Source organism: Cryobacterium arcticum, assembly GCF_001679725.1.
GTDB classification, from domain to species: domain Bacteria; phylum Actinomycetota; class Actinomycetes; order Actinomycetales; family Microbacteriaceae; genus Cryobacterium; species Cryobacterium arcticum_A.
The window spans coordinates 1580444-1604726 of record NZ_CP016282.1; the positions used below are offsets into that span (position 1 = coordinate 1580444).

The window sequence follows — 24283 nt, forward strand, 5'->3', positions numbered from 1 at the left end:
CGTCTAGTGGAACTAAGTTCCACTAGACAGCCTAGCCCTGCGTGGATTAGAGCGCGGGCACCCGTTCGCTCTCGAGCGGCGCGTCCGGGGCGGTGCCGTCGCCGAACGGGCGGCCGCCCAGGGCCTCGCGTCCGTGCGGGGTGAGCCAGACCGACGCATCCGGACCCTTCGGCACGATGCCGGTGGGGTTGATGTCGCTGTGCGTCACGTAGTAGTGCTTCTTGATCTGGTCGAAGTCGATGGTGTCCCCGAAGCCCGGCGTCTGGAACAGATCGCGGGCGTACGCCCACAGCACCGGCATCTCGCTGAGCTTGTTGCGGTTGCACTTGAAGTGGCCGTGGTAGACCGCGTCGAAGCGGGCCAGGGTGGTGAAGAGCCGCACGTCGGCCTCGGTGATGGTGTCGCCGACCAGGTAGCGCTGGCCGGCCAGGCGTTCTTCGAGCCAGTCGAGCCGGGCGAAGAGGGTGTCGTAGGCCCGCTCGTAGGACTTCTGGCTGCCGGCGAAGCCGCACTTGTACACGCCGTTGTTGACGTCGTGGAAGATCAGCTCGGCAACCTCGTCGATCTCCGCGCGCAGCGCCTCAGGGTAGAGGTCGGGGGCGCCGGGCCGGTGGTGCTCCACCCACTCGGTCTCGAAGTCGAGGGTGATCTGCGGGTAGTTGTTCGTGACGACCTTGCCGGAGGGCACATCCACGATCACCGGCACGGTGATGCCGCGCGGGTAGTCGGGGAACCGGGCGAAGTAGGCCTCCTGGATGCGTTCGATGCCCAGGACCGGGTCGACGCCATTCGGGTCGAGGTCGAAGGTCCAGCTGTTCTTGTCGTGGGTGGGACCGGGCAGGCCCAGGGAGATGACGCCCTCGAGCCCGAGGAGGCGGCGCACGATCGCGGTGCGGTTCGCCCACGGGCAGGCACGAGCCGCCACCAGGCGGTAGCGGCCGGCCTCGACCGGCCAACCGTCGCGGCCGTCACGCGTGATGCGGTCCTCGATGTAGTTCGTGTCACGGTTGAAGTCCTTGCCGGGCTCCACGTAGCTGGGAGTCAGGGCGCTGTCGGCGGCGCTGGGGGTCACATTGCTCATGCGTCCACGCTACGGGAAAAACCCGTGCGTACGCATGGAATCAGCCGGTTCCGCGCCTGGGCGGCACGGCATCGGTCACTCGTGCAGGTGATGCACCGGCCAGCCCGCGGTGCCGGCGAGCAGCTCGAGCAGGCGTTGGGCGGCAGCCAGGGCCTCGGCGTCACCGCGGGAGTCGTACACGTCGACGGCCAGCGGCGGCGCCTCGCCGAACTTGGGGATCTCGACCTCGACCCGGCCGCCGTTCGGCAGGGCGACGAAGGCGTGAGCGGTGTGGGCGCCCACCACCTCCGCATCCAGCGTCGCGGCGATCACGGTCAACGCCTCCGGCTTGGTGAGGTGCACGTCGGCGACGATGGTGGCGACATGGTCCATGGGTGTCCTTCGATGGCAGGGGCAGGGCGCGGGTGAGCGCCAGCGTAGCCGATCAACACCTGACCTCCACCCTCGCAGCCGAGCCCGGCCCGCTGCGGAACCGGGCCTTGCGCGCACCGCCGGACCCGGCTATTCACAACCTCAGCGGATACCGCCGCGCCTGTGAACGACCGACCCTCACACGACCGCGCACTCAGGAACAGAAAGGACCTGCGACATGGCCGACACCGAAGCGCCCACTCTCGCGCAGTGGGAGGTCGACGAGATCGACCGAGCCAATGCATCCGGGCTCACCCCCGTCGTCTTCGTGCATGGACTCTGGTTGCTCTCCAGCAGTTGGAAGCCGTGGCGGGACCTGTTCGAGGCGAACGGGTTCACCACCATCGCGCCCGGCTGGCCCGACGACCCCCGCACCGTGGCCGACGCCTACGAGGCACCGGAGGCCTTCGCGCACAAGATGGTGCAACAGGTCACCGACCACTACCTCGAAGCGATCTCCCGGCTCACCCGTCGGCCCGCGCTGATCGGCCACTCGTTCGGCGGGCTGATCGCCCAGAAACTGGCCGGGGAGGGGGTGGCCTTCGCCACGGTCTCGATCGACAACGCGCCGTTCAAGGGCGTGCTCCCGCTCCCGGCGTCCGCGCTCAAGTCGGCGGCACCGGTGCTGGGCAACCCGGGCAACCGAGGCAAGGCGATCTCGCTCACCTTCGAGCAGTTCCAGTACGGCTGGGCGAACAACCTGGACGAGTCCGAGGCACGGCATCTCTACACCGAGTACCACGTGCCGGCATCCGGCGCACCCTTGTTCCAGGCCGCCGTGGCTAATTTCAATCCCTTCGGCGGTGAGACCAGGGTCGACACGAAAAACCCTGATCGCGGTGCCCTGCTGGTGCTCGCCGGCGAGAACGACAACACCGTGCCCCTTGCCATCACCCGGGCGAGCTACAAGTTGCAGGCGAAGAACGCGGGCATCACCGAGATCACCGAGATCCCCGGCCGCGGCCACTCCCTGGTCATCGACAGCGGATGGCGCGACGTGGCCGAGCCGGCTCTCGCCTTCGTGCAACGCTTCGACCGGGCACCGGTGGACTGATCCAGGTGCCACAGATCCAGGTGGCACAGCAGAGCACGTCAGGGCAGACGGGAGCAGAGCATGGGCGAGAGATTGCCGATCATCTACGTGCGGGGATTCGCCGGCGGCCAGGGTGCCATCGATGCCGCCGCAGACGACCCGTTCTACGGTCTCAACGAGGGATCCGTGCACGTGCGGGTGGGCGCCAACGGCACCCCGCAGTTCTACCAGTACGAGGGGCCGCTGATCCGGTTGGTCAAGGAACAGGGCTACGACGTGCGCATCGAGGGCAGTCAGCAGCGGGTTCTGCTCGACGCCGAACCGAACACCCTGCGCGCCGACTCGGTGTGGATCTACCGGTTCTACGATGCCGCGGCCGGTACCTTCGGCACGCCCGCCCAGGCCTACGACATCGTCACGGCCGCCCAGGGCCTGGCCGATTTCATCGCCCTGGTGCGGGAGAAATCGGCCGGGCACCCGCCGGTGTACCTGGTGGCGCACTCGATGGGCGGCCTGATCTGCCGCACCGCGCTGCAGGTGAACCTCCCCGACCCGCGCGCATCCGTCTCGAAACTGTGCACGATCGGCACCCCGCACGGCGGCATCGACCCGCAACTGGGCGGCCCGATCGGCGGGTGGATCCTCAACACCTTCGGGCCGCAGGGCTCACGCATCTTCGCTCCGGAATACATGCGCGAGTACCTCTACCCGGCGGATGCGCCCGGCCCGGCCAACGGGGACACGCGGCGGCTGAGCGGTGCCTTCACTGCCGACCGGGTGCTCAGCATCGTGGGCACCGACGCCCGCGACTACGACGTGGCATTGGGCCTGTCCAGCGCGATCATGGGCGTGCAGTCGGACGGACTGGTGGCCATCCGCAATGCCTACGTCGTGGGCTCGGCGCGCGCCTATGTGCACCGGTCGCACTCGGGCCGGTACGGCCTGGTCAACTCGGAGGAGGTGTATCAGAACCTGAAACGGTTCCTCTTCGGCACTCTGCGGGTGGAGATCGGCCTGCGCGGGTTGGCCTTCGAGGAGGCCAGGGTCTGGCAGGCCGAGGTGCGGCTGGCGATCCGGCAACTGCCCGTCCTCATCCACGAGCAGACCGCCGCGCACTATTGCCCGGTCGACCTGAACGCCGAGGCGAAGCGCATCCCCACCCCGATGTCTCCGGTGCCGCTGATCACGGCCTTCCTGATCCCCAACCCGGACAATGTGGCGCGCTACGCCCTGGATGTGACGTTGTTGTCGCTGGTGGAACGCGGCGGCATCTTCGGGTTCGGCGAACATCTGGAACAGATCGGCGACTGGCAGGACTCGCTGATCGTGGAGGTGGTTCTCAGCGAAGACGGCGCGCTCACCCGGATCCTGTGGGAGTGGAACAGCACCCTCACCGAGCGCCCCGGGGTGGCGGAACTCTCCAACACCCTGGACTGGCAATCGGGGCGGAGCGCCGACGGCAGCTGGCACCCGGTCATTCCACTGCCCAACGTGGCCGCGCGGCTGGTGGGCGATCAGGCCAGCCTGGAACTGGCCGTCACACACTGGACCTGATCGACCGGTCGCGGCTCGCCGCGCCCCTCGCGCATCCGCCGCAACCGGTCGATAATCGCACCAGGCACGCAGACGAACCTTCCACAACCGACGGCGCGGGCAGTGCGGTCCGTGCAGCGAGGAGAACACCATGAGCATCCGCCTGAATCCCTACCTCGGCTTCCGCGACAACGCCAAGGAAGCCATGGAGTTCTACCAGTCGGTCTTCGGCGGCGAGCTGACCCGGAGCACGTTCGCCGAATTCCACGCCAGCGAAGATCCGAGTGAGCAGGAGAAGACCATGCACGCGGCGCTGACCACGCCCTCTGGCCTGTCGCTGATGGCGGCCGACACTCCGAACGCGATGGAATACACCCCCGGCAACAACTACTCGGTCTCGCTCAGTGGTGAGAACGTGGACGACGTGGAGTTGACCGGCTACTGGACAAAACTCATCGACGGCGGGTCTGTGACCATGCCGCTGGAGGTCGCGCCCTGGGGAGACAAATTCGGCATGTGCGTCGACAAGTTCGGGGTGGCCTGGCTGGTCAACATCGCCGGGGCTCCCCAGATGCAGACCGCCGGGGAGTAGCCTCGATGCATGCGCCAGACTCGGGGGAATTATCGGGCTTCATCAGTAATCTTCATGTTTGCGGCTGTGCTTCTGACCGGATGTGCCGGGGCCGCTGACCCCGGCGCCGGCGGGTCCACGGCCGTCGCCGCCACACCCTCCGCCACGCGGCCGCCGGCCAGCGAGACGCCGGCTCCGGCCCCCGCGGTGACGGTGGACAGCCTTGTGGTGAGGTCGGAGGGAATTGACCTGGGCCGCACGGACGGCTCAAGCGAGACCTACGGCTATTTCGATGACACGCAGACGACGATCGATGCCCTCACCGTAGCGTTCGGCTCGGATCCAGTTGTGGAGGATGTCGTGCCGGAGCGGGAGACCGGGCCGGGCACAACCTATACCTGGCCGGGGGTGGTCATCACCGATCCCGACACGGAGGGGAATGCGCCCTTCGAAAGCGAATATTGGATTGCCGTCACGGCCGCATCGCTCAATAACGTGGATCTGCAGACCGTGGACGGCATTCAGGTGGGCGACTCGGCACCGGCGCTCGAAGCCGCTTATCCCGACGGCGCGACCCGGATCAGTGTGGGTGGCGGGCCGGAACGCCTGGACGTGAACGTCGACACCGTCGGTCTGCCGGCCCGGGACAGTGTGGAGGCCGGGGAACTGACCTTCAGCGTCTGGCTGATCGCACCGGATCCGTCGGGTGAGCTCAACGAGTTCCGGGCACCGTCGCCCAACTTCGAGAACTGACGGGCGCGTTCCGGCTGGTACCCCTAGCCGAGCCCCCACCGGAGGGATAGACCGGGACGTGTGGACCCGGGCATTCGACGAGCCCCGGCGAAGGAGGAGGCAGTCCCGGTGGACCGAGCGGACCCATCCGGAATCCCGGCGCGGGTGACCCGCCCGCTCACCGTGCCGCCGCCATCCGGACGCTTCGGCGCCTGGCTGATGCGCGACCGCGTGCAGCCGGTGGGACCGGAATCCGCCGACCTGGGCGTTTCGACGCACGCGTGGTGGAAGGTGATGTGCCTGACCGGCGTGGACTACTTCTCCACCCTGTCCTACCTGCCCAGCATCGCCGTGGTCGCCGCCGGGGTGCTCTCGCCTCTGGCCACCGTGCTCATCGTGCTCCTGACCCTGCTGGGGATGTTGCCGATGTATCGCCGGGTGGCCGTGGAGAGCCCGAACGGGCAGGGCTCCGTGGCCATGCTCGAACGACTGCTGCCGTTCTGGCGCGGCAAGGTGTTCGTGCTCGTGCTGCTCGGCTTCGTCGCGACCTCCTGGATCATCACGATCACGCTCTCCTCGGCGGATGCGACGGTGCACCTCCTGGAGAACCCGGCCGCGCCCGACTTCCTGGAAGACCAGGCGGTGCCGGTCACCGTGCTCTTCCTGCTCGTGCTCGGCGGGGTGTTCCTGCTCGGCTTCCGGGAGGCGGTGTCCGTCGCGATCCCGCTCGTGGCCCTGTTCCTGCTGCTCAACGGCACCGTCATCGTGGTCGGACTGTTCGAGGTCTTCACCCAACCGGATGCGCTGACCGGGTGGCTGTCCGCCGTCGCCAACGTCGGGGCGGGGCCGGGCGACATCCTGGTGCCGGTGCTGCTGGCGTTCCCGCTGCTGGTGCTCGGGCTGTCCGGCTTCGAGACGGGGGTGAGCATGATGCCGCTCGTGGCCTCGACCGGACGGACGGCCGAGGACCGCCTGGTATCTCGGGTGCGCAACACCCGCAAGCTGCTCACCTTTGCCGCGGGCATCATGAGCGTCTACCTGATCGCCAGCAGTATCGTCACCACGGTCCTGATCCCGGCCGACGCCTTCGACGACGGCGCACCGGCGAACGGCCGGGCGCTGTCGTACCTGGCGCACGAGTATCTCGGCAACGGGTTCGGCAATCTCTACGACATCAGCAGCATCTTCATCCTCTGGTTCGCCGGCGCATCCGCCATGGCCGGCCTGATCAACATCGTGCCGCGGTACCTGCCCGGTTACGGGATGGCGCCGGAATGGAGCCGGGCGGTGCGGCCGGTCGTGCTCGTGTACACGGGGGTGAGCATCCTGATCACCATCGGGTTCAAGGCGAGCGTCGACGCTCAAGCCGGAGCGTATGCCACCGGCATCCTGGTGATGATGGTCTCGGGCGCCGTGGCCGTGACGATCTCGGCGGGGCGGAGGCGCCGGCGCCGGGCTGCCATCGGGTTCGGGGTGCTATCGGGAGTGCTGCTCTATGCCCTGGGGGCGAACATCATCGAGAAGCCCGACGGCATCATGATCTCGGCGCTGTTCATCGCCGGGATCATCCTGGTGTCGCTGGTATCCCGGGTGTCGCGCACGACAGAGCTGCGGGTGGAGAGCGTCGAATTCGACGAGCAGGCCCGACAGTTCATCGCCGACTCCCTGGCCTTCGACGGCGCCCTCGACGTGGTGGCCAACAAGCGCAAGACCGGGGACCAGGCCGAGTACGCCGAGAAGGAGTCCGAGCAACGCGGCATGAACCCGGTTCCGGGCGCGGCCGACGTGCTCTTCCTCGAGATCGAGGTGATCGATCCGTCGGGGTTCAGCGATGTGCTGCACGTGCGCGGCGTGGAGGTGGGCGACTATCGGGTGTTGCGCGCGCACAGCCCGGCGGCACCTAACGCGATCGCGGCGATCCTGCTCGCCCTCCGGGATGCCAGCGGGGTGCGTCCGCAGGCGTACTTCGAATGGTCGGAGGGCAACCCGGTGGGGCATCTGCTGCGCTACCTTCTGCTCGGGCAGGGTGACACGGCGCCCGTGGTGCGGGAGATCCTGCGGGAGATCGAACCTGACGCGGCCCGGCGCCCCGCCATCCACGTCGGAGGCGGCTGACCCCTCCGCGACCTGTGAGAAAAGTCCCGGAACGCGCGTTTGTGGGGCTTTAGTCACAGTTCGCGGAAGGGGGATTAGGTTGGGGGTATGGCGAGCGAATCGACGGAGCTGACTGTCGCCGGGCCCCACGGCGACCGCACACTGCGCATCTCGAGCCCGAGCCGGGTGCTCTGGCCGGAGCTGGGCATCACCAAGCTGGACCTGGCCCGGTACCTGGTGGACGTGGGGGAGGCGTTCGTGGCCGCGAACGGCGACCGGCCGGTGTCACTGCAACGCTTCCCGGGCGGTATCGACGGTGAACAATTCTTCTCGAAGAACCCGCCAAAGGGGGCGCCCGACTTCGTGCGTGCGGTGCCGGTGGTCTACCCGAGCGGGCGCACCCATCCGCAACTCGTGATCGACGAACCGGCCGGCGCCGTCTGGGCCGCGCAGATGAACACCGTGGTGTTCCATCCCTGGCCCTCCCGGGCGGAGAACACCGACAATCCCGACCAGCTGCGCGTCGATCTCGACCCGCAACCCGGCACTGATTTCGACGACGCCATTCCGGTGGCCCAGGAGCTGCGCGCGGTACTGGCCGAGGCCGGCCTCCCAGCCTTCGTGAAGACCTCGGGTAACCGCGGCCTGCACGTGTTCGCCCCCATCGAACCCGTCGAGGAATTCCAGGTGGTGCGGCACGCCGTGATCGCCGCCGCCCGCGAGGTGGAGCGACGGTTGCCGACGACCGTGACCACGAATTGGTGGAAGGAAGAGCGCGGAGCCCGGATCTTCGTCGACTTCAACCAGGCCAACCGCGACCGCACCATGGCCGGCGCCTACAGCCCCCGGGCGCTCGCCCACGCACCCGTCTCCTGCCCGATCGGGTGGGACGAGCTGGAGGACGTCGACCCCACGACGTTCACCGTCGAGACCGTGCCGGCCCGGCTGCGCGCCACCGGCGACCCGTGGGCGAGCATGAACGCGGAGCCCGGCCGCATCGACACCCTGCTCGGCTGGTGGCGACGCGACCTCGACGCCGGCCTCGGCGAGCTGCCGTTCCCACCCGACTATCCCAAGATGCCGGGGGAGCCGCCCCGCGTGCAGCCCAGCCGCGCCCGACACGACCCCGACGACTAGTCCGTCGTCCGGGGGATGCCCTCCGCTCTCTGGGTGGCTAACGTGGCAGTCATGAGCGCACCGAGCACCAGCCAGCATCCCACCCCGGCCGCCACCCCGCTTGTGGAGCGGGTGCCGTGGACGGCTGTCGTGGTCTTCGTCGTGATGGCCTGCGCACTGGCCTGGCTCGTGGTCCTCCCGCTCTGGCTCGACGGCAGCGGCCTGGCCAACCCGCTCGCGGCCCTGCTCCTGCCCGTCATGACGTTCACGCCTGCTGTTGCGGCCCTGTTCGTGGTGTTCATGGTGCAGCGCCCGCGCCCCGCATCCATCCCCGAATACCTCGGGCTGTGGCCGCTGCGCCCCGTCAAGCGGACCATCTGGATGACGGTCTTCGGCATCTTCGGCAGCGTGCTCCTGGTCATCGCGGGGGTCTTCCTGGCCGCGGCTCTCGGCCTCGTTCAGCTGGACCTGGTCGCCTTCTCCGGCTTCGCGCAGATCCTGGACGCCGCCAACCCCACCTCGTCGCCGATTCCCGTGGGCCTGGTGGTGCTGATCCAGCTGCTCACGATCCCGGTCGCGGCGATCTTCAACGGCTTCTTCGCCCTGGGCGAAGAACTCGGCTGGCGCGGATGGCTGCTGCCGAGCCTGCGTCCCCTCGGCACCTGGCCGGCGCTGCTGGTCAGCGGCGCGGTCTGGGGTTTCTGGCACAGTCCCGTGATCCTGCTCGGCTACAACTTCGCGCAACCCAACCTGCTGGGCGTGGCCCTGATGATCAGTGGATGCGTGTTCTACGGCATCCTGATCGGCTGGCTGCGACTCCGCACCGCGTCGGTCTGGCCCTCGGTCTTCGCCCACGGTGCCTTCAACGCCGCGGCCGGCTTCTTGATCCTGGTGGCCGCCGCCGGAACCTCTGCCGACCCGGCCGCGCTCGGCCCGCTGGGCTGGGTGGCCTGGATCGTGATGGCCGTGGTGATCGGCGTGCTGGTGCTGACCGGTCAGTTCCGGATCCAGCCCAGGTTGGAGCGCCGGCCGCGCATCGACCCTGCCGCGGCGGTCGTGCCCGGGTCGGGTCCCGCCGGGGTTTAGCGGGCGCTCGGCTCGTAGCTCAGAAAGCGGTAGCGGAGGCCCGTGCGTGAGGTGAGCCATTCGGACGCGTCGACCTGCGCGAACCTCGCGTCCACGGTCGGGGCGACGGTGTCACCCCTGGCCTCGAGATCAACCTCGGTGACCTCGAGCCGGGCGGCCAGCGGCATCGCCTGCCGATAGATGTCGCCGCCGCCGATGACCCAGACCGGGTCGGGGGCCGCGGCGGACAGCGCCTCGGTGAGGGAGTGCACGACGGTGGCGCCCTCGCCTTGCCAGTGCTGCTGCCGGGTGATGACGATGTTGTGCCGGCCGGCCAGGGGTCGGAAGCGTTCGGGCAGGGAGTCCCAGGTGCGGCGGCCCATGATCACGGCGCCGCCGAGGGTGATCTCCTTGAAGTGCGCCAGGTCCTCCGGCAGGTGCCAGGGGATGCTGCCGGCGTCGCCGATGACCCCGCCCTGGGCCTCTGCCCAGATCAGGCCGATCCGGGCGGCGACCGTCCCACTGGACGGCGCTGTCGCGGGCGCCCCGCTCTCAGACGGCAACGGGGGCCTTGATGGCGGGGTGGTGCTGGTAGTCCACGACTTCGAGGTCCTCGAACTCGTAGTCGAAGATGCTGTCCCGTTCGGTGGTGATCTTCAGCGTCGGTGCCGGGTACGGCGTGCGGCTGAGCTGCTCGGTGACCTGCTCGATGTGGTTGGAGTAGATGTGGCAGTCCCCGCCGGTCCAGATGAAGTCGCCCAATTCGAGACCGGTCTGGGCGGCAACGAGGTGCGTGAGCAACGCGTAGCTGGCGATGTTGAATGGCACGCCGAGGAACAGGTCGGCGCTGCGCTGGTAGAGCTGGCAGGAGAGCTTGCCGTCGGCGACGTAGAACTGGAACAGGGCATGGCACGGCGCCAACGCCATGTCGGGGATGTCGGCGACGTTCCAGGCCGACACGATGATGCGCCGGGAGTCCGGGTTGGTCTTGAGGGTTTCGATGACCTGGGCGATCTGGTCGATGTGGCCGCCGTCCGGCGTCGGCCAGGAGCGCCACTGTACGCCGTAGACCGGTCCGAGTTCACCCTGCTCGTCGGCCCACTCGTTCCAGATGCGCACACCGTGCTCCTGCAGCCAGCCCACATTGCTCTCGCCGCGGAGGAACCAGAGCAGTTCGTACGCGAGCGACGGGAAGTGCACCCGCTTCGTGGTGATCAGCGGGAAGCCTTGGCTGAGGTCGAAGCGCAGCTGCGCGCCGAACACGCTCAGGGTTCCGGTTCCGGTGCGGTCGGCCTTGTTCGCTCCGGTTTCGAGCACCAGGCGCAGCAGGTCCTCGTACGGGGTGGCGATCGCGGTGGCGTCGCTCAGGCTGGGGTCCGGCTGAGTGTTCATTGGCTCAAATCTACCCGGTGCCGGCCGACTCCGGAGCATTGTTTCGTACTGCCGAAACGGCCACCCCGGGCACAGCGGGCAGCGGCGTCAATGGTGCAGGGATGCCTTCCGCGCCTCACGCCGATGGCGGCCGGGCGCGCCCTGTCACATCCCGCCGGCTGGCGCCCAGGATCGGTAACATGGGCCCGTGAAGCCCTTTCTGCTGCTGGCGACCCGGTCCGAGGACGAGGCCGCGGACGACGAGTATGCGGGCTTCCTCGCCGCCGGCGGGTTGACGCCCGACCAACTGCACCGAGTGCGGCTGGAGGCCGCGCCTCTGCCGTTGATCGCTCTCGGCGACTACTCCGGGGTGATCGTGGGCGGTAGCCCGTTCAACGCCAGCGATCCCGACGACACCAAGTCGTCGGTGCAACGCCGTGTCGAACGGGAACTCGCCGGGTTGCTCGACCAGGTCGTCGCCCGGGACTTCCCCTTCCTCGGCGCCTGCTACGGCATCGGCTTGCTCACCAGCTACCTCGACGGCGTCGTCGATGACACCTGGTCGGAGCCGGCCGGCCCCATCATGGTGAGCCTGACCGCGGCGGGTCGCACCGACCAACTCTTCGGCATGGTGGCGTCCGACTTCGAGGCGTTCGTGGGCCACAAGGAGGCTTGCACGGCGCTGCCGACCGGCGCCGTGTTGCTGGCGACGGGGGAGAACTGCCCGGTGCAGGCGTTCAGGGTGGGCGAGAACGTCTACGCCACCCAGTTCCACCCGGAGCTCACCCAGGCCGGCATCCTCACCCGCCTGCGGGTCTACAGCGACAACGGTTACTTCGAACCGGAGGCCTACGACGAGGTCATGGCCGCCATCGCCGCCGCCGCGGTGACCGAACCGGCCACCATCATGAAGGCCTTCGTGGAGCGCTTCGGCACACCCTGACCGTCACTTGTCGCCCGTGAAGTAACTGGCGATGGCATCGGACTCGCTCTGCAGGGTGCCGCTGTCGATGAGGTCACCCGCCTGGTCGGCCAGCAGCGCGGTCCACCGATCGAGGACCGCCTGCGCGTCGCCGTTGGCATAGAGGCTCGTGCTGAGCGATGCCGTCGCCGTGTCGACAAGAGCCGAGAAGGTGCTGTCAGCCAGGAACCGGGTGGCGAGGATGTTGTAGCCGCCCAAGCCGCCGCCCTGGCCGCCGGCTGCGCCGTCGGGCGCAGCACCGGTGGGTGCGGTGCCGTCCGGCAGGGTACCGCGGTCGCCGCCGTCCGGGCCGCCCTCGCCCATGCCACCCATTGCGCCGCCGCCGTTCAGGGTGCCGAACGAGAGGTTGGCGTCCCACGCCACGACGGTCATCAGGCCCGTTGTGCTGTCGTAGCGCAGGTAGGAGTTGTTGCCCGGACCGTCGATGTCGTCGAAGTTGTCGGTCAGGTCTTCCACGGCCAGATAGGTCGCGAAGGACTCCAGGTCGAGGTAATTGCCCAGCTCGGCGGCGAAGGTGGCATCGTCGGAGTTGTTGATGAAGTCGAGGAACGCGATCAGCGGGGTGAGGTCGTCCTCCCCGGTCTTCTGGTTGAAGACGTCGACGTAGTCGGCCGGGTCATCGCCGCGGTAGCTGTAGTCCCCGTCGGACTCGGCCTTGTAGGTGATGCCGTCGTTCTCGAAGGTGTCCTCGTTCCACAGGTCGTCGTCGATGCTCTCCATCACCAGCCGCAGGGCATCGTCGCCGCCGTTGACGCTCAGGCGCACCGCGGCCGACTTCTCGGTCTCCAGCCCGCTGAGCCCGATCAGTTCGAGGGCCACGGCTTCGTTGAGAGAGGATTCGGTGGTGTTGCCGCGCACCACGAACTCGGTGCGGTCCTGGTAGGACTGCCCGTCGACATACTTGTCGAGCCGGATCAGCCAGGGCAGGCTCTCCGGGGAGTCGGTATCCACCGATCCGTCGCTCGTGTCGGCCGGGGCGTCGGTGCCGGTCGCGGTGTCATCGTCGGACTCCGCGGTATCCCCGATCCCGCGCAGACTCGAGTTGCCCTTCAGACGCAGCCCGACCTGCTCGAACACCGTGCCGTCGATGGTCACCGTCGCCGAGATCCAGCCCTTGTCGCCGGTGGCGGTGTAGGCGGCGAGCATCGCCTGGTAGTCGGCCTCGTCGTAGTCGATCGTGACGGAATGAACGAGGCCGGTGTCGTAGAAGTCTGCGCCGACCAGCGCCGCCGCCTGTTCAGCCGTCAGGGACGAGGAGGAGGTGACCGCCCCGGTGGAGTCGCAGGCGGTCAGACCGCCGAGGGCGAGAACTCCGATCACGACCGCGGCGATGGGTGTGGCGGCTGCACGGGAGCGACGGGACGATCGGGCGGATCGGGAGGAGCGGCCTGACTGGCCGGCGGGATGGGGCTGACGCACGATGGGGCCTTCCGGTAGGGAATTCCCACCCCACCAGAGCGCCCTATGGCTTCCCTATGGGGCGCTCAAGCATCCGCTAAGCGCCGGCAGCAAGCCCACGCCGGTCAGAGCAACTTGCGGGCCGTGGCCCAGGCGGTCAGTTCGTGCCGGCTGGAGAGCTGCAGCTTGCGCAGAACGGCGGATACATGCGTCTCCACGGTCTTGGGGGAGATGAAGAGCGCGCTCGCCACCTCCTTGTAGGCGTACCCGCGTGCGATCAGGCGCATGACCTCCTGCTCCCGGGCGGAGAGCCGATCGAGTTCGTCGTTGGTCGCCGCGGTCTCGCCGGTGACGGCGCCGAAAGCGTCGAGCACGAATCCGGCCAGACGCGGCGAAAAGACAGCATCTCCGCCAGCCACCCGGCGGGCGGCGTCGGAGACCTCGGCTCCCGACGAACTCTTGGTGATGTAGCCGCGGGCACCGGCCCGGATGACGGTGACCACGTCGTCGGCCGCATCCGACACGCTCAGGGCCAGGAACACGGTGGCCGGGGCCTCTGCGGCCGCGCCCCGGATGACCTCCGCGCCGCCCCCGCCGGTGCCGCCGGGCAGGTGCACGTCCAGCAGAACCACGCGGGGCTGGGTGGCCAGAACCACGGCGATGGCCTCGTCGACGGTCGCAGCCTCGCCGACAACCCGCAGTGCCGGGTCGAGCTCGGAGCGCAGGCCCGACCGGAAGATCGAGTGGTCGTCCACGATCACCACGGTGAGCTCGGGGCCGGGCGCTGTGTCGGACGGGGCGGTCTGGTCGGTCATGTGGTGCCGTCCTGGGGGTCGGGGTGCGGGGCGCTCCGGTCGGGGAGAGCCTGGTCGGCCGGGGCCGGGGCCTGCTCCGGCTGGTCGTGGTCGGACTGGCCGTCGAGGGGGAGGGTGAGCCGGATCTCGGTACCGGTGCCGCCCGGGCCCGCCTGCACCACGGCGGTGCCGCCGGCCCGTCGCATGCGGGCCAGGATCGACTCCCGCACCCCCATGCGGTCGGCGGGGATCTGGTCGAGCGCGAAACCCGGGCCCCGGTCGGTGACACTGACGTCGATGGCGGTGGGCGAGGACTCGACGTAGACGGACACCCGGCCGCCGGCGTGCCTGGCCGCGTTGAGGATGGCCTCCCGCGCGGCCGCCAGGAGGGCTTCCGGCACATCCCGGTCGATGCTGCCGACCGCGACCACGTCCACGTGCACGGCGAAGTCGCGCTCAACTGTCGTCGCGATGCCGCGCAGTTCCGCGGCCAGATCCACCGGTCCGGTCGCCGAGCCGGTGAACAACCACTCGCGCAGATCGCGTTCCTGGGCGCGGGCGAGCCGCGCGGCATCGGAGTGCGGTCCGGCCTTCTGCTGGATGAGGGCGAGGGTCTGCAGCACCGAATCATGCAGATGAGCGGCCATCTCGGCCCGTTCGGACTCCCGCTCGCGCAGGGCACGCTCGTCGGACAGATCGCGCATCAGGCGCACCGCCCACGGGGCGACGACGACTGCCACCCCCACGAGCACCGACAGGGCGGCCACGACGACGGTCCAGATGTTGGGGTTGTCACTGGTGACGAAGAACAGCAGGATGCCCAGGGCCACCAGCACCAGCGCGCCCAGGGCGCGCACGAGCGTGCCGGAGCTCCGCGGCCCTGCTCCGCTGCGGAGCTCGGCGAACTGACGCCAGGCCAGCCCGGTGCCCGCCAGGGCGACGATCGCGGGGATGATGGCATCCACCGGCAGCGCGGCACCCAGCCGGTTGGCGATGAGCGCGCCCGCCGTGGTCACCAGCGCCAGGCCCAGGAGGATCTCGGTGACCGGTGCCTGCCGGGAGGCGGCGGCCTCACCGTCTGCCTCCCCGTCTGCCCTGCCGGTCGCCGTGCCGGCCGGGGTGAGGACCGCCTTGGGCAGGTCCGGGCGGCCCGCGTCACCCAGGGGGTGCGCGGACTCGTCGGGGGTGGTGGCCCACAGCCAGCCGTACAGCAGCACCCCGGCGCCGCCGCACAGGGCCAGAACGACGGCGACAGTGCGCACGTAGGTGACCGGCAGGCCGGAGTGCCGGGCGAACCCGGCGCAGACGCCGGCGATGATGCGCAGGCGTGGCCGCACAAGCTGCCCGCTGAGGCGGGGTCCGGTGGGACGCACGGTGGTCACAGGTCCATCCAAGCACGCCCAGAGTTGCCGGTCGCACCCTGATTCGCAGGCTCAGGGTGCAATCAGGGTCTTCCCCCATGGCCGCCGTGCCGCAGGGCGCGAGAGTATGAAGCCATGACAGAAGCAGGGTCCACCACCACATCGGGTTCCGCCTACGGAAACACCGGCCAGCCCAAGCCGCCCGGCGGCGCCGCGTTCTTCGACTGGGTGCGAGGCCTCGGTTTCGTGCGCGGCCGGGACCGTTGGCTGGCCGGCGTGTGCGGGGCGATCGCGTCCCGCACCGGTCTCGACCCGCTGGTCGTGCGCGGCATCGCCGTGGTGATCGCGATCCTCGGTGGGCCGATCTTCTTCCTCTACGCCGTCGGCTGGGCCCTGATGCCCGACGAATCCGGGCGAAGCCTGGTGGAGCAGGCCGTACGCCAGGTGTTCGAGCCGGCCATGATCGCCGTCGGCGTGCTCCTGTTCTTCACCTTCGTCCCCTGGATGCAAGGCATCTGGTGGCAGGGCCCGCCCGAGGTCTGGGGCATGCCCGGATGGCTCGAGGTGCTGTTGCGCACCAGCTGGGCCATCGGGCTCACGGTGGGCATCATTCTCCTGGTGATCTACATCGCCAAGCGGGTGCCGTCACCGCGCGGCCGGCCCACCACGGGCTACGGCAGCGCGTCCCCGCAGCCCTCGCGGTACGGCAGTGCACCCCCGTACGGCAGTGCACCGCAGTACGGCGGCACACCGCAGCCCGGCAGCGCACCCCAGCCCAGCGCGGCATCCGACGCGACCGCCGGCGCCGGAACGACTGCCCAGCCGGCCCAGAAATTCCCGTCCGACGCCGCGCCCTCCGCATACCCCGCCGCCCGCCCCACCGCGTCTTTCGTGCCACCCATCCCGCCGGTGCCGGAGCCACCGGCCGCGACCGCTTCGGCCACGCCCCCCACGGTCCCGGTGCCGCCCGTCCCCGGGAGCACGCCGCCGGCGGGCCCCTCGCTCTGGGATGACCTGACCGGCCGCGGTGTGCCGGCAGCACCGACGTCCGGTGGAACCGCGCCCTACGGATCGGCAGCGTACGGATCCGCACCTTATGGAGCCGCACCGTCTGGGTCCGCACCGTACGGGGCGACCACGTCCGGCTCCGGCGGATACGGGTCCGGCTCCGGGGCTGCCGGCTACGGTGCCGCAGACACCGCGCGGCCCTTCGACCCCGACCGGTACCGGGCGCTGCACCGCCGCAAGCACCTGGGCGCCGGCTACATCGCCGTCGTCAGCGGAATCGCCCTCAGCGTCGGCGCCGTGGCCGCCTCGTTCGTCGCAGACGGCTCCTGGTCGAATAGCGCCTTCCTGGTGGGCGCGTCCGCCGCGCTCGCCGTGATCGCCCTGGGAATCGTGATCGCCGGAGTCCGCGGCAAGGAGGGCGGCTGGCTGACCTTCTTCAGCATCGTGCTGGCGGTCTCCCTGGCCTGGACGGCATTCATTCCTGCCGGAACCGACGTGGCCACCTTCGGTGACCCCACCTGGCAGTACAGCACCGACAGCCCCACCGGTTTCGCGATGATCGCCGGCGCACCCACCATCGACCTCACCGACCTCGACACCGCGCCGTCAGGCACCTCCCGCGAGGTCGACGTCTGGACCGCGTTCGGCGACGTGGAACTCGTACTTCCCGACAACCGCACCATGGCCGTGGAGGCCAGCAGCCTCGCCGGTGGGATCGACTACGGCACCAGCAACGACCTCGACCGGGGCGGTGTGCTCTTCCACGACTCGCGGGTGGTGGCTGAGGGCGCCGGAACCGGCGTGACCACGGTCCGGGTCTGGACGCTCTTCGGCCAGGTCACCATCAACCAGCCGGTAGAACGGTAGGAGAACACCATGACCAGTCTCAACAACACCCCCGACAACACTCCTGACAGCACCCCCGACAGCAGCCCCAACGACATCCCGGCCGGCAGCCCGAGCATCGCTGCCCACCCGGATGTGCACGCATCCGCGGACTCGGAGCCAGACACCGCCGCGTACGGCACGTCCTCCACCAGCACGACGCCGACCGGCACGGCGCCCACAGACGCCGCTCCGGCGCCCCAGCCGGCGGCACCTGCGGCGGCAGCATCCGCGCCCCGGCGCCGGCCGTTGTTCTCGACCATGCTGTGGGGCGCGTTGATGCTCGCCCTGGCGGCCTTCGTCGCGGCTCGCGAGCTGGTGCCGGGCGAACTCGACCTGGTCACCTGGCTGCTCACCGCCGTGGTGGGTATCGGTCTGCTGCTCGTCGTGGCCGGCATCGCCGCGGCATCCCGGCGGGCCGGCTAGAGGCGTCGTGCGGCGACTCCGCCGGGATCAGACGACCCTGAAGACCTTGCTGATCACGGGTTCGGCATCCGTCAGCTGCCAGTCCGGGTCGTCGAGGTACGTGCGGATGGCGGGAACCAGCGTTTCCCAGTAGTCCCGGTGCACCGTGCGCCAGTGTTCGAGTGTGGGGGATTCGTGCCGGGCCAACTCCAGGGTGGCCTCGGCTGCGGTGGTCTCGACCACCTCGAGAACCTCGATCACGGCGACCCTGAAATCACCCGAATCGACCAGCGCGTACCGTGACCCGGCTTCGGGCAGCGCCTCACCGGTCATCTCGTAGGCGACGCGCAGGTTGGATGAGCCGGTCTTCGCGCCGCTCATGACCAGGGCCACCATGAGTTCGCGGAACTCGCCCGGTTCGCCAAATACGAGTGGTGGAAGCGTGGTGATCTCGGCGTGCATGGTGGCTTTCTTTCACGGGCACCCGCGTCCGTTCGCGCGTGGTGGGGAGATCCAGCTTAGGCGGCACGCGGGGCTGCCCGACGACGACACTCCTGCTCTCCGGCACCCGTCGGTCGCCGTCGACGCCGGCGTCCCGGCCGCGCCGTCGCGCGCCTCGCCGGACGGCCGTGCCGGTGCCATGATGCGAGGAGCGCGGGCCGCCAACCGAGGCAGACGCGACGACGACGGGAGAGCACCATGGCATCGCGAAAGTGGAGCGACATGAGCGGAGCCCAGCGGTTCGGTGTGGTGGCCGGGGGCATCGTGCAATTGGTCCTCGCCGGCCTGGCCTGGAGCGACCTGGCCCATCGACCGGCCAAGAAGGTCAATGGGCCCAAGGGGGTGTGGGCGGCCGTGATCGCCATCAACTACGCCGGCCCGATCGCCTACTTCATCGGTGGCCGCAAGGACTGATCAGGTGTACCAGCTCGGTTCGGGCACCTCGTTGAGCAGCACGTACTGGCCCACCTCGCGCTTCTTATAGGCGGCGGGGTCGTGCAGGCTGTGCGTCCGCAGATTGCGCCAGAAGATGTCCAGCCCCACCGCGTTCGCCGACGCCCGTGCGCCGGTGAACTCGTAGATCTTGCTCGTGGTCTCCAGGCCGTCTTCGATGGCGCGGAGCTTGGCCGCGGCGATGAGCACGGCGATCTCGCCGCGACGGCGTGGGGTCAGGTCCTCCCGCGGCTCGTGCAACACCCGGCTGATCTCGGCGCCCGCGCGGTCCGCGATGGCCTCGTCCGCCCAGAGCTTGGACTGCAGCTGGCCGTAGCCCTCGAGGAGGTACCACTCGTCGGTCGCCCGCTCCTTGTTGTCGCCGCCGTACGGCCACGCGCGGGTGGAACTGCGGGTGTATTCCGCCGCCGTCTCGAGGGCGCCCTGGGTGATGCCCAGGTAGAAGTTCGTGAAGACCAGTTGGATGGCCGGCACGTTGAGCGTGTTGTAGACCAGCGGCTGGAAGACCTTTCCGACGAACCCGGCGGCGTCGGACCAGGGCACCCGCACCTGGCGGATCTCCACCGAGCCGGACTCGGTGAGGCGTTGGCCCAGATTGTCCCAGTCTCCGCCGAAGACGATCCCGGGCTGGCTGGTGGGCACGATCGCGAAGATGTGCGTCTCGGTGCCCTCGAGAACCCCTTCCAGAACGGTGAGGTCGGCCACCTCGCCCCCGGTGGAGAACGACTTGTGCCCGGAGAAGACCAGCTCCTCGCCGTCCTCCCGCACGGACAGGTCCGAGTCGCGGGGATTGACGGCGCCGCCGAACAGGAAGTTGTTCCTGGTGTAGAGCTCCTCGACGGCCGCGATCTGCTCGTCGGTGGCGACGAGGCGGGCGGCCCACGCCCACAGGTAGTGATAACCGAGCAACTGGCCGATGGAACCGTCCCCACGCGCGACGACCCGGATCACCTGGTAAGCGATTTCCCAGCTCTGACCGCCGCCGCCGTGAGCGACCGGGCCGAGCAGGGTCACCAGGCCGGAGTCCTTGAGGAGGCGCACCTCGGCATGGGGCGTCAGATTGGCGCGGTCACGGTCGACCGCGTCGACGATCAGGATGTCCGAGACCTCCCTGGCCCGGGCCAGCCACTCCTCTGCCGATGACGGTTGCGGCGAGCCGGTCCACCGGCCGGCGGAGGAGCCGTCGGTGGGAGCGGTGCTGACGCCGAGCTGCTCGGTGTGGGTCATGATGTCTCCTTCTGTTCGGTGATCGTGCTGTTCGGTGATGGTGCCGTGTTCTCGCCGGTCCCGGCCCGTCCTGGGCACCACGAAGAAGCGGCCGGCGGGGGCCGCTGCGAGCGTGTCGACGCCACGGGGTGGGGGATTCGGTCGAGGTGTTGCAACCCTAGACAGCACCCGTGGCCGGCACCGGAATACGACCGGAAGTTACGTCGGAGGGCACGGACAGCGGCCGGGTTGCCCGGAGGCCCGCCCTCGCTTAGCCTGAATGGGCGTCGTGACCGGGCACGGCAGGAGTGGGTGGGTGCTGACGATGTCGTCGAACATGCAGGTTGTCCAGGCCGCCTCTGGCCGGAAGCGGCTGGTGCGCCTGCGGCGCAGCAACACAGCTGGGGTGGGGTACACCCGGCGCCGCTCAGGCCGCGGATTCAGCTACCGGGACGCCGACGGCCGCACGGTGACCGACCCCGAACTGCGCGCCAGGTTCGCCGCGCTCGTGATCCCGCCGGCCTGGACGGATGTCTGGATCGCCCCGTATCCCAACGGCCACATCCAGGCCACCGGCGTCGATGCCGCCGGCCGCCGTCAGTACCAGTACCACCCCGACTGGCACACCCGGCAGGACCGGGTGAAGTTCGCCCGCGCGCTCGAGCTGGCCCAGTCGCTGCCCTCGGCGCGCGGCTACGTCACCCGGAGCCTCCGGCGCACCCCGTCCTCGGCCGACGAGTCCCGGGACCGGGCCCTCGCCGCCGCGTTCCGCATCCTCGATCAGGGTGCCCTGCGGATCGGCAGCGAGCGGTACGCCGAGGAGAACGGCAGCCACGGGCTGTCCACGCTGCTCCGCTCGCATGTGCGGGTGACCGGCGACACGGTGGTTTTCGAGTTTCCCGCGAAGAGTGGACAGTCCTGGTCGAGTATTTTGGTGGATGCCGACGTGGCCGGCTACGTGCGTGACCAAGACCGTCTGCTCGGTTCGGTGGATCCCGACTACGTCGATGACCCCGAGCGGGTACTGCTCACCTGGATCGACGACGACACTGTGCGCACGGTGTCAGCCTCCGACGTGAACCAGTTCATCAAGGATCGCACGGGCGGTGACTTCTCCGCCAAGGACTTCCGCACCCTGCGCGGTACGGTGGCCGCGGCGGTGAGCCTGGCCCGAACGGGCGCCGAAACGGCCGCCAGAGCCCGCAGTCGCGCCCTGACGACGGCCATGAACGCCGCCGCCGATGTCCTCGGCAACACGCCCACCATCGCCCGGTCGAGCTACGTGGATCCGCGCGTGGTGGACGCCTACAACATGGGACGGACCATCGACCCGGCCCGCGCGGCGTCAGCCGAATCGGAGGTGCGCCGGCTGCTGCTGGACTGACGTGGACGACCCCGGTCTCTAGTCCAGGACCTGGCCGAGGTCGTAGGCGATCGGACGCTCCAACTGGTCGAAGGTGCACGAGCGCGGTTCCCGGTCGGGCCGCCACCGATCGAATTGCACGGTGTGCCGGAACCGCTCGCCCTCCATGTGGTCGTAGCGCACCTCGAGCACCCGGTCGGGCCGCAGCCGCACATACGAGGTGTCCTTGTTCTGCGAGAACCTGTTGCGTTCGGTCTCGCCGGCGACCACCTCGCCCGTCTCATCGTGCAGCACCAGGGGCTCAAGCTCCTCGACAAGCTCCAGACGGCGGGCGTCACTGAACGCGGATGCGCCACCCACGTTGCGCAGCTCGCCGTCGGCGTCGTAGAGGCCGAGCAGCAGCGACCCCACCCCGTGGCCGCTCACGTGCGTGCGGTACCCCAGCAGCACCACATCGGCCGTGCGGTGGTGCTTGACCTTGAACATCAGCCGTTTGCCCGGCGCGTACGCCGCCGCGAGGGGCTTGGCGACCACCCCGTCCAGGCCGGCACCCTCGAACTCGACCAGCCAGCGCCGGGCCAGTGCCGCGTCGCGCGTGGTGCGGGTGAGGTGGATCGGGTCACCCAGGCTGCCGACCAGGTCTTCAAGGATGGCGCGGCGCTGCTCGAATGGCGTGTCCAGCAGGCTGGTGGACCCCCGGGCGAGCACGTCGAAAGCCACGAACGTGGCCGGGGTCTCGTCGGCGAGGCGCCGCACCCGGCTCGCGGCCGGGTGGATGCGTTGGGAGAGTTGCTCCCAGGACAGATGCTCTGCGCCGGGTTCGCCCGTACGCAGCACGATCTCCCCGTCGAGCACGCACGGCTCGGGCAGCAGCTCCTCGAACGCGTAGGTGAGTTCGGGGAAATACCTGGTCAGCATTTTGGACCCGCGGCTGCCGATGGCACTCACGGAGCCGTCGAAGGACACGATGCTGCGAAAGCCGTCCCACTTGGGTTCGTAGCTCAGGCCGCCGGGCACGCTGTCCGGCTCGGGCACGGTGTCCACCGCGCGGGCGAGCATGGGAGAGACGGGGGCTGCGACTGCCATGTCCTGAGTCTCACCCGCCCGGGCCCGAATGCAAGCTCTTGCACGAATTCTCAGGAAGCCTGGTCGTTCATGCCGCTGCAGGCATCCATCGGTGAGGATGATGGAGGGATGACTGAGCGCACGAGCACGACCAACTTCCGCCGCGCCCGCGACCAGCTCCTCGAGCTGCGCAGCGATCACCCGGGCGCATCCGCCGCCTTCGTCTGGCCTGATGTGGGTGACAGCTTCAACTGGGCAGTCGACTGGTTCGACGTGATCGGCACCGGAAACGACAAGACCGCTCTGTGGATCGTCGAAGAAGACGGCCGCGAACTCAAGGTGAGCTTCGACGAGATGGTCACCCGCTCCGACCAGGTCGCCAGCTGGCTCCTGACCCACGGGGTGCAGAAGGGTGACCACGTGATGCTCATGCTCGGCAACCAGGTGGAGCTGTGGGAGACCATGCTCGCCATCATGAAGGTGGGCGCGGTCATCCTGCCCACCTCCACGGTGCTGGGCACGACCGACCTGGCCGACCGGGTGCTGCGCGCCGACGTGCACCACGTCATCGCCAACACCGCCGACACCGCGAAGTTCGACGGCGTCGATGGCACGTACTCCCGCATCTGCGTCGGTGAGCCGGCCGACGGCTGGACCGACTATGCCGACTCCCTGCGGGCGGCCGGCGGCAAGGTCCACGTCCCCGTCTCCTCCGACGACCCGTCGCTGATCTACTTCACCTCGGGCACCACGAGCAAGCCCAAGATGGTCGTGCACAGCCAGACCTCGTACCCGGTCGGGCATCTCACCACCATGTACTGGCTGGGCCTGCGTCCCGGCGACGTGCACCTGGCGATCAGCTCGCCGGGGTGGGGCAAGCACGCCTGGAGCTGTTTCTTCTCACCGTGGATCGCCGAGGCCACGGTCTTCATCTACAACTACTCGCGGTTCGATCCGGCCGCTCTGGCGCACCAGCTGCACCGCGCCGCCGTGAGCACGTTCTGCGCGCCGCCGACGGTGTGGCGGATGCTGATCCAGTCGGATGTCGGCGCCAAGCCGGCGAACCTCCGGGAGATCCTCTCGGCCGGGGAGCCGCTCAACCCCGAGGTGATCAGTCAGATCCAGCGCGCCTGGGGCCTGACCATCCGGGACGGCTACGGCCAGACCGAGACCACGGCGATCGTGGGCAACGTGCCCGGCTCGCGCCTGAAGGCCGGGTCGATGGGGCTGCCGTTGCCCGGAGTGGCCGTCGTCCTGGTCGACCCGATCACGGGGGAGCTGACCGAAGAGGGTGAGATCTGCCTGGACCTCACCTCACTGGCGGTGAACCTGATGTCGGGCTATCACGGCGACATCGCGCGCAGCGCCGAGGTACTGCGGGACGGGTTCTTCCACACCGGCGACGTCGCCAACCGCGACGAACACGGCTACCTCACCTTCATCGGACGCACCGACGACATCTTCAAGTCGTCGGACTACAAGGTCTCGCCATTCGAGGTGGAGAGCGTGCTGATCGAACACCCCGCCGTGATGGAGGCCGCCGTCGTGCCCGCGCCCGACGACACCCGTCTGAACATCGCCAAGGCCTACGTGGCGCTGGCGGCCGGGTGGGCGCCGGATGCCGAGACGGCGCTGGCCGTGCTGCGGCACGCCCGCAACGGGCTGCCGCCGTACATGCGGGTGCGCCGGGTGGAGTTCTTCGAGCTGCCCAAGACCAACTCGGGCAAGATCCGCCGGGTGGAGCTGCGGGCCAGGGAGAACGATGCGGCGGCCGCGAACGTGCGGCTGGCCGACGAATGGCGCGACGACCAGTTCCCGGAGCTCAAGAAGCGGTCCTGATCCGGCGGGGCCGGGG

General features: G+C 69.3%; 23 protein-coding genes. 13 read left to right on the forward strand and 10 right to left on the reverse strand.

Annotation, left to right across the window (positions count from 1 at the left end; translation table 11 throughout):
• Nucleotides 1-46 precede the first annotated feature (46 nt).
• Entirely contained in the window at nucleotides 47-1081 is a 1035-nt protein-coding gene (locus tag PA27867_RS07005; protein WP_066594763.1) for a glutathione S-transferase family protein, read from the reverse strand.
• A gap of 75 nt (nucleotides 1082-1156) precedes the next feature.
• Nucleotides 1157-1453, reverse strand: coding sequence for a hypothetical protein (locus PA27867_RS07010; protein WP_066594765.1), 297 nt, complete (start codon nucleotides 1451-1453; stop codon nucleotides 1157-1159).
• 217 nt (nucleotides 1454-1670) lie between these two features.
• On the opposite strand from PA27867_RS07010, the gene PA27867_RS07015 reads away from it, so the two are divergent.
• From PA27867_RS07015 to PA27867_RS07045, 7 genes are all read left to right on the forward strand, one after another.
• Nucleotides 1671-2546: an alpha/beta hydrolase gene (locus tag PA27867_RS07015; protein WP_066594768.1), complete on the forward strand. Its 876-nt coding sequence runs from the start codon at nucleotides 1671-1673 to the stop codon at nucleotides 2544-2546.
• Nucleotides 2547-2606: 60 nt separating this feature from the next.
• Nucleotides 2607-4079, forward strand: coding sequence for a lipase family alpha/beta hydrolase (locus PA27867_RS07020; protein WP_066594769.1), 1473 nt, complete (start codon nucleotides 2607-2609; stop codon nucleotides 4077-4079).
• A gap of 130 nt (nucleotides 4080-4209) precedes the next feature.
• On the forward strand, nucleotides 4210-4650 hold the full coding sequence (locus PA27867_RS07025; RefSeq protein ID WP_066594771.1) for a VOC family protein: 441 nt from the start codon (nucleotides 4210-4212) through the stop codon (nucleotides 4648-4650).
• Between the two features lie 9 nt (nucleotides 4651-4659).
• Nucleotides 4660-5382 carry a hypothetical protein gene (locus PA27867_RS07030; RefSeq protein ID WP_157109154.1) on the forward strand — a complete coding sequence of 241 codons (723 nt, stop codon included), beginning with the start codon at nucleotides 4660-4662 and terminating at the stop codon, nucleotides 5380-5382.
• A gap of 198 nt (nucleotides 5383-5580) precedes the next feature.
• On the forward strand, nucleotides 5581-7476 hold the full coding sequence (locus PA27867_RS07035; RefSeq protein ID WP_420480698.1) for an amino acid transporter: 1896 nt from the start codon (nucleotides 5581-5583) through the stop codon (nucleotides 7474-7476).
• An 87-nt stretch (nucleotides 7477-7563) separates the two neighbouring features.
• Nucleotides 7564-8592 (forward strand): non-homologous end-joining DNA ligase, encoded by a 1029-nt coding sequence (gene ligD, locus PA27867_RS07040; RefSeq protein ID WP_066594777.1) that lies wholly within the window; start codon nucleotides 7564-7566, stop codon nucleotides 8590-8592.
• 51 nt (nucleotides 8593-8643) lie between these two features.
• Nucleotides 8644-9657, forward strand: coding sequence for a CPBP family intramembrane glutamic endopeptidase (locus PA27867_RS07045; protein WP_066594778.1), 1014 nt, complete (start codon nucleotides 8644-8646; stop codon nucleotides 9655-9657).
• On the opposite strand, the gene PA27867_RS07050 is transcribed toward PA27867_RS07045, so the two are convergent.
• Nucleotides 9654-10199 carry a dihydrofolate reductase gene (locus tag PA27867_RS07050; RefSeq protein ID WP_269465867.1) on the reverse strand — a complete coding sequence of 182 codons (546 nt, stop codon included), beginning with the start codon at nucleotides 10197-10199 and terminating at the stop codon, nucleotides 9654-9656. The genes PA27867_RS07045 and PA27867_RS07050 overlap by 4 nt on opposite strands.
• Entirely contained in the window at nucleotides 10189-11028 is an 840-nt protein-coding gene (locus PA27867_RS07055; RefSeq protein ID WP_066594780.1) for a thymidylate synthase, read from the reverse strand. Before PA27867_RS07055 ends, PA27867_RS07050 begins: the two co-directional genes overlap by 11 nt.
• Before the next feature lie 187 nt (nucleotides 11029-11215).
• On the opposite strand from PA27867_RS07055, the gene PA27867_RS07060 reads away from it, so the two are divergent.
• On the forward strand, nucleotides 11216-11950 hold the full coding sequence (locus PA27867_RS07060; RefSeq protein WP_066594782.1) for a glutamine amidotransferase: 735 nt from the start codon (nucleotides 11216-11218) through the stop codon (nucleotides 11948-11950).
• Nucleotides 11951-11953: 3 nt separating this feature from the next.
• On the opposite strand, the gene PA27867_RS07065 is transcribed toward PA27867_RS07060, so the two are convergent.
• The 3 genes from PA27867_RS07065 to PA27867_RS07075 all read right to left on the reverse strand — a co-directional run bounded on the left by PA27867_RS07065 (nucleotide 11954) and on the right by PA27867_RS07075 (nucleotide 15563).
• A complete protein-coding gene (locus PA27867_RS07065; protein WP_084020819.1) occupies nucleotides 11954-13408 on the reverse strand; it encodes a CotH kinase family protein in 1455 nt (484 codons plus the stop codon).
• A 104-nt stretch (nucleotides 13409-13512) separates the two neighbouring features.
• Nucleotides 13513-14202: a LuxR C-terminal-related transcriptional regulator gene (locus PA27867_RS07070; protein WP_066594784.1), complete on the reverse strand. Its 690-nt coding sequence runs from the start codon at nucleotides 14200-14202 to the stop codon at nucleotides 13513-13515.
• Complete coding sequence (locus PA27867_RS07075) at nucleotides 14199-15563, reverse strand: ATP-binding protein (RefSeq protein WP_066594794.1); 1365 nt, start codon at nucleotides 15561-15563, stop codon at nucleotides 14199-14201. Before PA27867_RS07075 ends, PA27867_RS07070 begins: the two co-directional genes overlap by 4 nt.
• Nucleotides 15564-15677: 114 nt before the next feature.
• Between PA27867_RS07075 and PA27867_RS07080 the strand changes: the two genes are divergently transcribed.
• Nucleotides 15678-17417, forward strand: a complete 1740-nt coding sequence (locus tag PA27867_RS07080; protein ID WP_066594801.1) for a PspC domain-containing protein — start codon at nucleotides 15678-15680, stop codon at nucleotides 17415-17417.
• A 9-nt stretch (nucleotides 17418-17426) separates the two neighbouring features.
• Nucleotides 17427-17861, forward strand: coding sequence for a hypothetical protein (locus PA27867_RS07085; RefSeq protein ID WP_066594802.1), 435 nt, complete (start codon nucleotides 17427-17429; stop codon nucleotides 17859-17861).
• 27 nt (nucleotides 17862-17888) lie between these two features.
• On the opposite strand, the gene PA27867_RS07090 is transcribed toward PA27867_RS07085, so the two are convergent.
• Nucleotides 17889-18302 carry an ASCH domain-containing protein gene (locus tag PA27867_RS07090; protein WP_066594803.1) on the reverse strand — a complete coding sequence of 138 codons (414 nt, stop codon included), beginning with the start codon at nucleotides 18300-18302 and terminating at the stop codon, nucleotides 17889-17891.
• Nucleotides 18303-18539: 237 nt separating this feature from the next.
• Between PA27867_RS07090 and PA27867_RS07095 the strand changes: the two genes are divergently transcribed.
• Nucleotides 18540-18755, forward strand: a complete 216-nt coding sequence (locus PA27867_RS07095) for a hypothetical protein (protein WP_066594804.1) — start codon at nucleotides 18540-18542, stop codon at nucleotides 18753-18755.
• Here PA27867_RS07095 and PA27867_RS07100 read toward each other — a convergent pair whose 3' ends face one another.
• Entirely contained in the window at nucleotides 18756-20021 is a 1266-nt protein-coding gene (locus PA27867_RS07100) for a monooxygenase (RefSeq protein WP_084020821.1), read from the reverse strand. It lies immediately after the preceding gene.
• Nucleotides 20022-20325: 304 nt separating this feature from the next.
• Here PA27867_RS07100 and PA27867_RS07105 point away from each other — a divergent pair, with 304 nt between their 5' ends.
• Nucleotides 20326-21384, forward strand: a complete 1059-nt coding sequence (locus PA27867_RS07105) for a DNA topoisomerase IB (RefSeq protein ID WP_236900904.1) — start codon at nucleotides 20326-20328, stop codon at nucleotides 21382-21384.
• An 18-nt stretch (nucleotides 21385-21402) separates the two neighbouring features.
• Here the strand turns inward: PA27867_RS07105 and PA27867_RS07110 are convergent, their stop codons facing one another.
• Nucleotides 21403-22449 (reverse strand): ATP-dependent DNA ligase, encoded by a 1047-nt coding sequence (locus PA27867_RS07110; protein WP_066594805.1) that lies wholly within the window; start codon nucleotides 22447-22449, stop codon nucleotides 21403-21405.
• A gap of 108 nt (nucleotides 22450-22557) precedes the next feature.
• On the opposite strand from PA27867_RS07110, the gene PA27867_RS07115 reads away from it, so the two are divergent.
• Nucleotides 22558-24267, forward strand: coding sequence for an AMP-binding protein (locus tag PA27867_RS07115; protein WP_066594806.1), 1710 nt, complete (start codon nucleotides 22558-22560; stop codon nucleotides 24265-24267).
• The last annotated feature ends 16 nt before the right edge of the window (nucleotides 24268-24283 follow it).

What these genes read in the sequence shown, in the direction of transcription:
- PA27867_RS07005 (WP_066594763.1), bottom strand. Translation starts at nt 1,081, where the DNA reads ATGAGCAATGTGACCCCCAGCGCCGCCGACAGCGCCCTGACTCCCAGC.
- PA27867_RS07010 (WP_066594765.1), bottom strand. Translation starts at nt 1,453, where the DNA reads ATGGACCATGTCGCCACCATCGTCGCCGACGTGCACCTCACCAAGCCG.
- PA27867_RS07015 (WP_066594768.1), top strand. Translation starts at nt 1,671, where the DNA reads ATGGCCGACACCGAAGCGCCCACTCTCGCGCAGTGGGAGGTCGACGAG.
- PA27867_RS07020 (WP_066594769.1), top strand. Translation starts at nt 2,607, where the DNA reads ATGGGCGAGAGATTGCCGATCATCTACGTGCGGGGATTCGCCGGCGGC.
- PA27867_RS07025 (WP_066594771.1), top strand. Translation starts at nt 4,210, where the DNA reads ATGAGCATCCGCCTGAATCCCTACCTCGGCTTCCGCGACAACGCCAAG.
- PA27867_RS07030 (WP_157109154.1), top strand. Translation starts at nt 4,660, where the DNA reads ATGCGCCAGACTCGGGGGAATTATCGGGCTTCATCAGTAATCTTCATG.
- PA27867_RS07035 (WP_420480698.1), top strand. Translation starts at nt 5,581, where the DNA reads ATGCGCGACCGCGTGCAGCCGGTGGGACCGGAATCCGCCGACCTGGGC.
- ligD (WP_066594777.1), top strand. Translation starts at nt 7,564, where the DNA reads ATGGCGAGCGAATCGACGGAGCTGACTGTCGCCGGGCCCCACGGCGAC.
- PA27867_RS07045 (WP_066594778.1), top strand. Translation starts at nt 8,644, where the DNA reads ATGAGCGCACCGAGCACCAGCCAGCATCCCACCCCGGCCGCCACCCCG.
- PA27867_RS07055 (WP_066594780.1), bottom strand. Translation starts at nt 11,028, where the DNA reads ATGAACACTCAGCCGGACCCCAGCCTGAGCGACGCCACCGCGATCGCC.
- PA27867_RS07070 (WP_066594784.1), bottom strand. Translation starts at nt 14,202, where the DNA reads ATGACCGACCAGACCGCCCCGTCCGACACAGCGCCCGGCCCCGAGCTC.
- PA27867_RS07080 (WP_066594801.1), top strand. Translation starts at nt 15,678, where the DNA reads ATGACAGAAGCAGGGTCCACCACCACATCGGGTTCCGCCTACGGAAAC.
- PA27867_RS07085 (WP_066594802.1), top strand. Translation starts at nt 17,427, where the DNA reads ATGACCAGTCTCAACAACACCCCCGACAACACTCCTGACAGCACCCCC.
- PA27867_RS07090 (WP_066594803.1), bottom strand. Translation starts at nt 18,302, where the DNA reads ATGCACGCCGAGATCACCACGCTTCCACCACTCGTATTTGGCGAACCG.
- PA27867_RS07095 (WP_066594804.1), top strand. Translation starts at nt 18,540, where the DNA reads ATGGCATCGCGAAAGTGGAGCGACATGAGCGGAGCCCAGCGGTTCGGT.
- PA27867_RS07100 (WP_084020821.1), bottom strand. Translation starts at nt 20,021, where the DNA reads ATGACCCACACCGAGCAGCTCGGCGTCAGCACCGCTCCCACCGACGGC.
- PA27867_RS07105 (WP_236900904.1), top strand. Translation starts at nt 20,326, where the DNA reads ATGTCGTCGAACATGCAGGTTGTCCAGGCCGCCTCTGGCCGGAAGCGG.
- PA27867_RS07110 (WP_066594805.1), bottom strand. Translation starts at nt 22,449, where the DNA reads ATGGCAGTCGCAGCCCCCGTCTCTCCCATGCTCGCCCGCGCGGTGGAC.
- PA27867_RS07115 (WP_066594806.1), top strand. Translation starts at nt 22,558, where the DNA reads ATGACTGAGCGCACGAGCACGACCAACTTCCGCCGCGCCCGCGACCAG.